The following is a 7,864-nucleotide window of genomic DNA, read 5'->3' as shown; positions in this document are numbered from 1 at the left end:
CCTTATATTCTATATTTATTTTGAATGATTTTCATAAGGGCTGGCGCCGGGGGATCAATGCTTGCTTTTTGGGGTTATGGTTATGCCGGATTTTTGTCCTTTTTGTAGATGCTAATTTGGACAAGCCTAAACGGAAACACATTAACCCCGACTTAGGTGAACTTAAATTTTTGAAAAAATTTTTAGTGAACTTAGTCGCTGTCGGAGACAGGAATAATTCTTGAATTATTCGGGTTAAATTCCTTGAAAGCATCCTGTTTGGTTTTGGCTTGCCCAAATCAGGTATTTTTATTTTTCTTCATCACATTTTCCTTCATATTTCCATATTCATCGAATACGAAACGGTTTGCAATGGTTATGGTTAGTACTACGCTGATAAGTGTTGAGGCAAACAAACTGATCATTAACATGATCTGGTATTTTATGGCTACTTCCGGACTGGAGCCTCCCAGTATCTGGCCGGTCATCAATCCCGGCAGAGATATCAGGCCAATAACCGTTATGGTGGCAATTAACGGGTTGAAAGCTGTTTTTAATGCTTCCCGCATAAAGGGGGCAAGTGCTTCCCCTTGTGTTGCCCCGTTCGCCAGATAGTAACGGTATCGTACCTTTTCCTGACGGATTGCTTTATAAAAGGTGTTTAACCCCAGGATGTTGGTCTTAAGACAATTCCCCAGTATAATCCCGCTGATGGGAATGAAATAGCGTGCATCGAAGAAATAGTCCAGATCAATGACGATCCCCAAAAAATAGGCATCGACTATTGCCAGACTGATCAACAGCGAAACAGCAAGGGGTATGAAAAAGTATCGTCGGTTAAGATAAGCCCTTCTGATGATGGTAAAGGTAGCAATAGCTACCATGATGATCCACCAAAGCGAATTGATCCAGGTTTTATTGTATTCAAACAAAACCTCCAGATACAACCCCACCACCAAAAGCTGAACGGTCATGCGAGCCACGGCAATCAGGCTGTCCTTTATCAAACCGGTTTTGTAATGATAAAAGATGATCACCGGTATCAATACCAGCAGATAGCCCATAAATAAATTGATGTAATTTATATCAAGTGTTTTCTCCATGATGGTCGAGGTTATAGATTTTGTCCGAATGATCTGTCCAGATTTGATTGTGGGATGTCGATAAAACCGTTTTATCGTTTTCCTTCAGTACGCGGGTCACAACTTTATTTATGGTTCTGGTATCCAGGGCTGAAGTAGGTTCGTCCAGGATAAGCAGGGGTTTGTCCAGTAATAAAGCGGAGGCAATTACGATGCGCTGTTTCTGCCCTCCTGAGATCTCTTCAAGATTTTTTTTCATTATATCCTCCTCCAGGTTAAGGGCATTTAACGTTTCTATAATTTTTTGCCGGGAGGGGGCAGCATTTTTATTTTTTTTGAACCGGAAAGGAGTATAAATGATTTCTTCAACAGTATTGAGCGGCAAATATAATTCCTGGGGAATGTAAGCTATATTGGAACGGATATATTCAATATTTTTTGGATTTAGTCTTTTGCCGAAAATAAAAATTTCGCCCTTGTAAACAGGTAAGAAACCCAGCAGCAAATGAATAAAAGTGGTTTTACCCACTCCCGATTCCCCCGCCAGAGTCACTTTTTCGCCTTTTTCCACAGTCATGGAAAAATTTTGGAACAAGGCCCTGCCGTCAAATTGTACTGTCAGATTTTCAACCGAGATCATAATCAAAATTCCTGAACCAATATGAAAAAATTGAATAATTCTTTTTATAACTTGGTAACCAAAACTTCATAGCAAATGTTCCATCCCGGAAAGGTTATTTTTTTTAATAAATTCACGGAATTTTTAGTTTTGGAGGCACAATCTTAATTAATTTTAGCGACATGATCAAAAATGTTTTACTCGGGCTTTACTTTTGGATTCTCATGACACTGACCCTTGTCATGTATCTGCCCTATCTGGTGTTAAGAAAGATTTCAAAACCCCTTACCAAAAGATATTTGCTTTTTATTACCCGGATGTGGGCCAGGCATGTGCTTTGGGTTGCCGGTGTTAAGCTGAATGTCCGGGGTAAGGAAAACATTCCTTCCACCGACCGGGTAGCTTTTGTAACCAACCATCAGGGTTATTTCGACATTCCTATATTGATGAATACGATTCCCAAATTGCTGGGATTTATTGCAAAAGCGGAATTGGGCAAAGTTCCGATCGTTAATATGTGGATGAAGGCTATGGGATGCATATTTATTGAGCGGAAAAAAGCTTCTGAATCGCTCAATAAGTCGAAAAAGAGGATAGAACAGGCTCAGCAGGGCGAACCGGTTGTTCTTTTTCCGGAAGGCACCCGGAGTAAAGGTCCCCACCTGGGAAGGTTTAAAACGGGCAGTTTACAGATTCTTTTTTCAACCGATCTGATGATTGTTCCGGTTTCAATAAGCGGAAGCTACCGGCTGCTGGAAGAAAAAAATAAGCTGAGGTCCGGAACGGTGCACATCACTTTTCATCCGCCCATTCATTGCAGCAATATCACCGAACAAAATGCCAAGGATGTGGCGCATCAACTGAGGAATACCATCCAGGACGGGCTGCTACAGGAGACATCGTAATTCATTTTCCGCTGATAAAATGGGTGGAAATTTTCACGAAGAGGCTAAAGTAGTACAATTTATCAGCAGTGCTTTTTAGCGCACCCTCCCTTGCCTTCCTTGGAAAAGGGGGAAGCACCGGAATTTCTCCGGTTTGCTGCTTCTTTTTATACGCCCCGGATCAGAAGTTGGCCCTCAGCTCAACCTGTCCGGTATGAAAGGCATTGTGATTCTGCGACACCCGGCCGGAATAATTCAGGTTTAACTCAAGATTCTTGTAGAGTTCTTTCTGGAAAACGAGATTCCAGGTGCCATTTCTGCCGCGCTTTAAACCTTCGAGTATTTGGTAGGCAATGGGTGTGTCCTCAGGAAAGCCATATTGGTAATGGATGAAGGAGAAGCTTCCCTTGATTCTGAATTTTTTGCTTTTGCTGTAATTGAATTGTGTACCGATCTGGTGCTTGTTAGCTTTTTCCTCCCCGGCACGGTTGTCCATAGCGGAATACTCATATTCGAACTCAATACGAAATGAGGAAAATGGGCGGTAAAGAAAGGATAGTGATTCATTCAGCCGTTTGAGCCGGTAGTTTTTATTCTGGAAATATTCACTGCTGTAATGTTCTTTTTCTATACCTGCTTTGTTTTCAAAAGTGAGGGTGGGTGTTATGTTCCATGTGGCTTGTAAGGCTTGGTTATTCTTTGTTTTCAGGTCGGTTCCGTTCATCAGCAGCATTTTATTTTTTGATTTACGGAAGATATATTCAACGGTGTATAGAGGGTTGTTTTTATTAAATGAAAAGGTGTTTCTTATATTGGAGTTTTGGGATAGCACAAGTGGATTGTTTATGGAATAGGCGAATGGATTGAGGTTTTTCACAAAGTTATTTTTTTGTCGGTTTTTGCGTCTTATGCTGAATGCCAGTTGATCGGAAAACCTGGCAATGAGTTTTTTGAATTTAGTGGTGTCCCGGATGATTTGTTGAGGCTTGAGGTTGATGATTTGATTCAGTTCATTCGTATGGGTTTTGTAGTATTCTCCTGAGGGCCTCTGAACCCTGATGTAATCAGCCTGATCACTGAAGTTGGCTTTCTCAAATTCGTCAAGTTCCTTTACATTGTTCTCGTTGTAGTCGGTCCAGGTATACACGCCTTGTCCTTTGGCTACTTCAATGTATGTAAATTCTCTGCGCGGTTCCAGGCCCGAGCCGATCTCAAAATTGGTGGAGGTGGTTAGAAACCCGTTGAAAGCCCGTAAACTATGTTCAATTCTTCCTACGAGGTTGTCTTCCGGTTTGTTGCCGGTGAGGCTTGTGTCTTTTATCCTGAGCCGCCGATAGGTAAGTCTGGCTTTTAAGGTATTGTTCTCCAGAGAATGAAGCCCGATCCCCATATTCAGATTCTTCCCTGTCGTAATGGGTTCAAGCGTGTTGTTCATTGGCGATTGGTCCTCTCTGATCTGATAATTCAGAAAATAATTATTAACCGCTGTATCGGGGTTGGTCATATAAAATTCCCACTGATTGAAAGCAAAGCTGTTATGCATCAGAGAGTCCCTGTGCCACTGATTGTGCTCTCCCGAATTTTTCACCCCCAGCTTTATATTGCTGAAATGGCGGCCCAGGTCAGCCTGATACCGAAGGAAATCTGTATTGATCTTATTTCCGGAGGTATTCAAATAATTTCCTGAGAAAGAAAACTGGAATCCCGAATGCTCCATATCGGTGTTCAAATGGTTTCTGTATCCTGAATATCCATTCCCATAGGAGAGGTATTCAAACTGGTAGCCCGATTGACCGAGTTGCTGGTTTTGAAAGTCGATCCCACCGGATATCAAATGTTCATTGCCGCTAACCTCGCGGGATCTCAGGTTCCAGTTTCTTTCGAATTCTACTGCTTTGAATCGCTGCAGGGAGTTGAAATTTTCATGGATGCCCCGGTAGGAGAAAGTAGTGGATAGCCGGGTTTTTGAAGTATCTGTTAAAACAAAATCCTTATCAATTGAGAAGTTTAAGGCATAACCCCTGTTGTTTTCCTGGTCCCTGGGGGAAAATGTATTGAGGTCATTGTTTGATAAGGCCAGTTCAAAAAAAGTGCTGGTTGTAGAAGATATATCTCCGGAGCCTCCGAAGGTCAGCATTTGCTGTTTTTTGGGGGTTATCAATGTGCGCATGGGAGAGTAACTGCCCCGGGGTTCTCCGTTAACGGGTGCCACCCATTTGTAAACCCGGCCATTGGCGGAGCTTTTTACGGGCGTATAATTACCATTGTTTTTGCCAACATGGGAGAAGCCCAGTTTGTATCTGGCTTCCTCGCGATCGGTGGAGTACCGATAGATGGAATAATGTTGCCCGTTTACCACAGTATCTGTTTTTGCATAAAGGATGCGGTCGTTCCTGTAGCTTCCCGTATCTATATGAGGCACCACAGCGTTGTCCAGATCGTCACCGATGGAGTAAAGCAGGTCTTTTTGATCTTCGGTTAGATCCTGGGCAAAAGTCTGGCTCTTGCTGTCGTGCTCCGAGAAAAGGTTGAGCCAGAGTTTACCGTTGCCGGTTTGAACCGTATTGTGGGTAAAAGCTGTAAACCGTGCATATTCATTCAGTGAGTATTCAAATTCCACTTTGATCCTTTTGTCTTTGGTGATGGGCCGGTTCGAGGTAAAAGTAATTTCAGAAGTATTGTAATTGATTACATAATCATGGTTTTTGCCCCTTTTCATCAGATCTCCATCGATATACACCTGTTCGCTTCCCGAGAGCATAATGATATGGGTTTCGTTATTGCATCCCGTTAATTTGTAGGGCCCTTGATTGCCTTCTTCTCCGCGGAATGACTGAACACAATACCTGCCCTTGGAAACTGCACCGTTCATTGAGCTGACCGCCTGTGTTTCGTTGGTTAGGTCATAGCTGTGGCTCACACCTGCACCCTGTACTTTTTTATCCAGTTTCATGAAATATCCTGAAGGATCGGAAATTTTATAATCTCCTGCGGTGATATCGGTCTGATCACTGTATGCCTTGAGGTAAACCCTGTCCAGGTCCCGGATTTTCTGAGTGGTGCCATCCGCCTGAATGGGTATGTTCTTATCTGATATGGCACCCGTGATATTCAGGTTGTCGCTAAGTTTACCCGAAAGCTGCAGATCCATACCCGAATTGACCACAGCATCCTGGTTGTTGCCTATCGTCAATCCCCGCGATATGCTGCCGGATTGAATGATCTTTCCCGCCTGAAAGCCACTTCCTGTGGACTTGGTTGTTCCTGCAAATTTTTGGTACGTGAATACCCTTTCGGGTATCTCCCTGATTTCTTCGATGTTTTTATGAAAATAGGCTTCAGTGAAGGATTTTGGCATGGTTCGGTATTTCAGGTACACCACCTGATGGTCCTTTTTTAATTGTTGGCCTGGAATAAGGATGCTTTTCCAGGGCCGTATGGTATAACAGGTGTCGGATATAACCCGGCCGGCAGTATCGAGCAGAATGGTGCTCTCTGCTACCGTGGCAAGGGTATCGTACTGAATGGTATCCATTTGGGTATATATGGTTGCCTTTTGCTGGTTGCTTAATGACTGGGAGATGATCTTACCCGGAAGGATGAGAAACAGGCAGGAAATAAAAAGAAAAAGGTATCTTTTGATCATGTTACCGGAAATTGGATATGCAATGGATCATTTTGAAATGAACGAAACCCGCAGGCAGGAAATTTTACAACAAAAACATGAGTAACATGCGGGTTCCATGGTAATAAAAGCAAAGTTTGCGAATTTGCCATGTAAATTAATTTGAAATTCAAAACTAGCATAAACTATTACACGAATGAAATAAACAAAAAAATATTTACCTGACTTCTTTTTACTTTAATTTTGCGGCAAACGGATATCAGATATGAGCCTCCTTTATTATCTCGGGATCAAATTATATTATTTCCTTGCGCTGGTGTTTTCTTTATTCAATGATAAGGCCAGGCTTTTTGTTCAGGGGAGGAAAGGGTTGTTAAAAAAACTGGAGAAGGAGATCGATCCCCGTGAACGGATCTTTTGGTTTCATTGCGCTTCCCTCGGTGAATTTGAGCAGGGAAGGCCCTTGATAGAGGAAATAAAAAGCAGGCACCCCGGGATCAGGATTTTGCTTACTTTTTTTTCGCCTTCCGGTTATGAGATCAGAAAATCTTACCAATGGGCCGATTGGATCACCTATTTGCCCATCGATACGCCCCGGAATGCGCGAAGATTTCTGGAAATGGTCCGGCCTGAAAAGGTTTTTTTCATCAAGTATGAGTATTGGTATTTTTATCTGCGGGAAATAAAAAGGCGAAACATACCCGTTTACCTTGTTTCTGCCATCTTTCGTGAAAATCAGTTCTTTTTTAAAAGCTACGGAAGATGGTTCAGGAAGATCTTGTTTTACTTTGATCACATCTTTGTTCAGAACAACAGTTCGCAAAAACTTCTGGCTTATTATCGTATACAACATGTTACCGTTACCGGAGACACCCGTTTTGACAGGGTGAAACAAATTGCTGAAAAGGCCCGGCCCATATCCCTGATCGAACAATTCAGGGACGGCCACTTCTTAATTGTAGCCGGTAGTACATGGCCCAGGGATGAAGCGATACTGATAAGGTATTTTCAGAACATTTCCGGCTCTGTTAAGCTGATCATTGCTCCCCATGAGGTGCATTCCGGCAGGATAAAGTCCCTGATGGAAAAATTTCCGGAAGGGCAGGCACTGAAATTTTCCGAAGCCGGGGAGTCAAATATTACTGAATTTTTTGTCCTGATTATTGATAGCATAGGCATGTTGTCTTCTTTGTACCGTTATGGAGATCTGGCCTATGTTGGAGGCGGTTTCGGAAAAGGCATCCATAATATTCTGGAACCAGCTACTTTTGGTCTTCCGGTTGTTTTTGGCCCCCACCACGAAAAATTTAAAGAAGCTGTCGATCTGAAGAATATGGGGGGAGGTTTTTCTGTTGACAGTTATACATCATTTAGTGAATTGATGGATGCTTTCCTTGATGACCGGGAGCAAGTAAGGCAAACCGGCAGAATTTCCAGGCAGTATGTTGAGGATAGAGCAGGAGGCACCTCAAGAATACTTCAGCACATCCTGGACGAATAATTCAGTCTTAGTACCTTACCGGTCAAATTCTTGCTTTTTTTGGCAAAACTTGCCCGGTAAGGTACTGGTGATTTTATTCCATTTTCTTTCCATTCCGGCTAAAACCCTTTAATTTGCATTCAAACCATACCCCTTTTCGGAGGGATCAATTTCCAGCTCGGATTAACCGGTGGG

The 7,864-nt window shown here is 42.7% G+C and carries 6 protein-coding genes; 3 read left to right on the top strand and 3 right to left on the bottom strand.

What is annotated here, in order from left to right:
* On the top strand, positions 1-224 hold a 224-nt coding region (locus KGY70_13945; GenBank protein MBS3776292.1), incomplete at its 5' end, for a hypothetical protein.
* Between the two features lie 54 nt (positions 225-278).
* Here the strand turns inward: KGY70_13945 and KGY70_13940 are convergent.
* Positions 279-1,082, bottom strand: coding sequence for an ABC transporter permease (locus KGY70_13940; protein MBS3776291.1), 804 nt, complete (start codon positions 1,080-1,082; stop codon positions 279-281).
* Positions 1,066-1,701 carry an ATP-binding cassette domain-containing protein gene (locus tag KGY70_13935; GenBank protein ID MBS3776290.1) on the bottom strand — a complete coding sequence of 212 codons (636 nt, stop codon included), beginning with the start codon at positions 1,699-1,701 and terminating at the stop codon, positions 1,066-1,068. Before KGY70_13935 ends, KGY70_13940 begins: the two co-directional genes overlap by 17 nt.
* Positions 1,702-1,862: 161 nt before the next feature.
* On the opposite strand from KGY70_13935, the gene KGY70_13930 reads away from it, so the two are divergent.
* Positions 1,863-2,585, top strand: coding sequence for a 1-acyl-sn-glycerol-3-phosphate acyltransferase (locus KGY70_13930; protein MBS3776289.1), 723 nt, complete (start codon positions 1,863-1,865; stop codon positions 2,583-2,585).
* A gap of 160 nt (positions 2,586-2,745) precedes the next feature.
* Here the strand turns inward: KGY70_13930 and KGY70_13925 are convergent, their stop codons facing one another.
* Entirely contained in the window at positions 2,746-6,210 is a 3,465-nt protein-coding gene (locus KGY70_13925) for a hypothetical protein (protein ID MBS3776288.1), read from the bottom strand.
* A 244-nt stretch (positions 6,211-6,454) separates the two neighbouring features.
* Here KGY70_13925 and KGY70_13920 point away from each other — a divergent pair, with 244 nt between their 5' ends.
* Entirely contained in the window at positions 6,455-7,690 is a 1,236-nt protein-coding gene (locus KGY70_13920; protein ID MBS3776287.1) for a 3-deoxy-D-manno-octulosonic acid transferase, read from the top strand.
* The last annotated feature ends 174 nt before the right edge of the window (positions 7,691-7,864 follow it).

The organism is Bacteroidales bacterium (assembly GCA_018334875.1).
In the GTDB taxonomy this organism is placed as follows: domain Bacteria; phylum Bacteroidota; class Bacteroidia; order Bacteroidales; family UBA12077; genus JAGXLC01.
The sequence above is the reverse complement of the archived record's forward strand: the minus strand, read 5'-3'. Positions and strand labels throughout refer to the sequence as shown.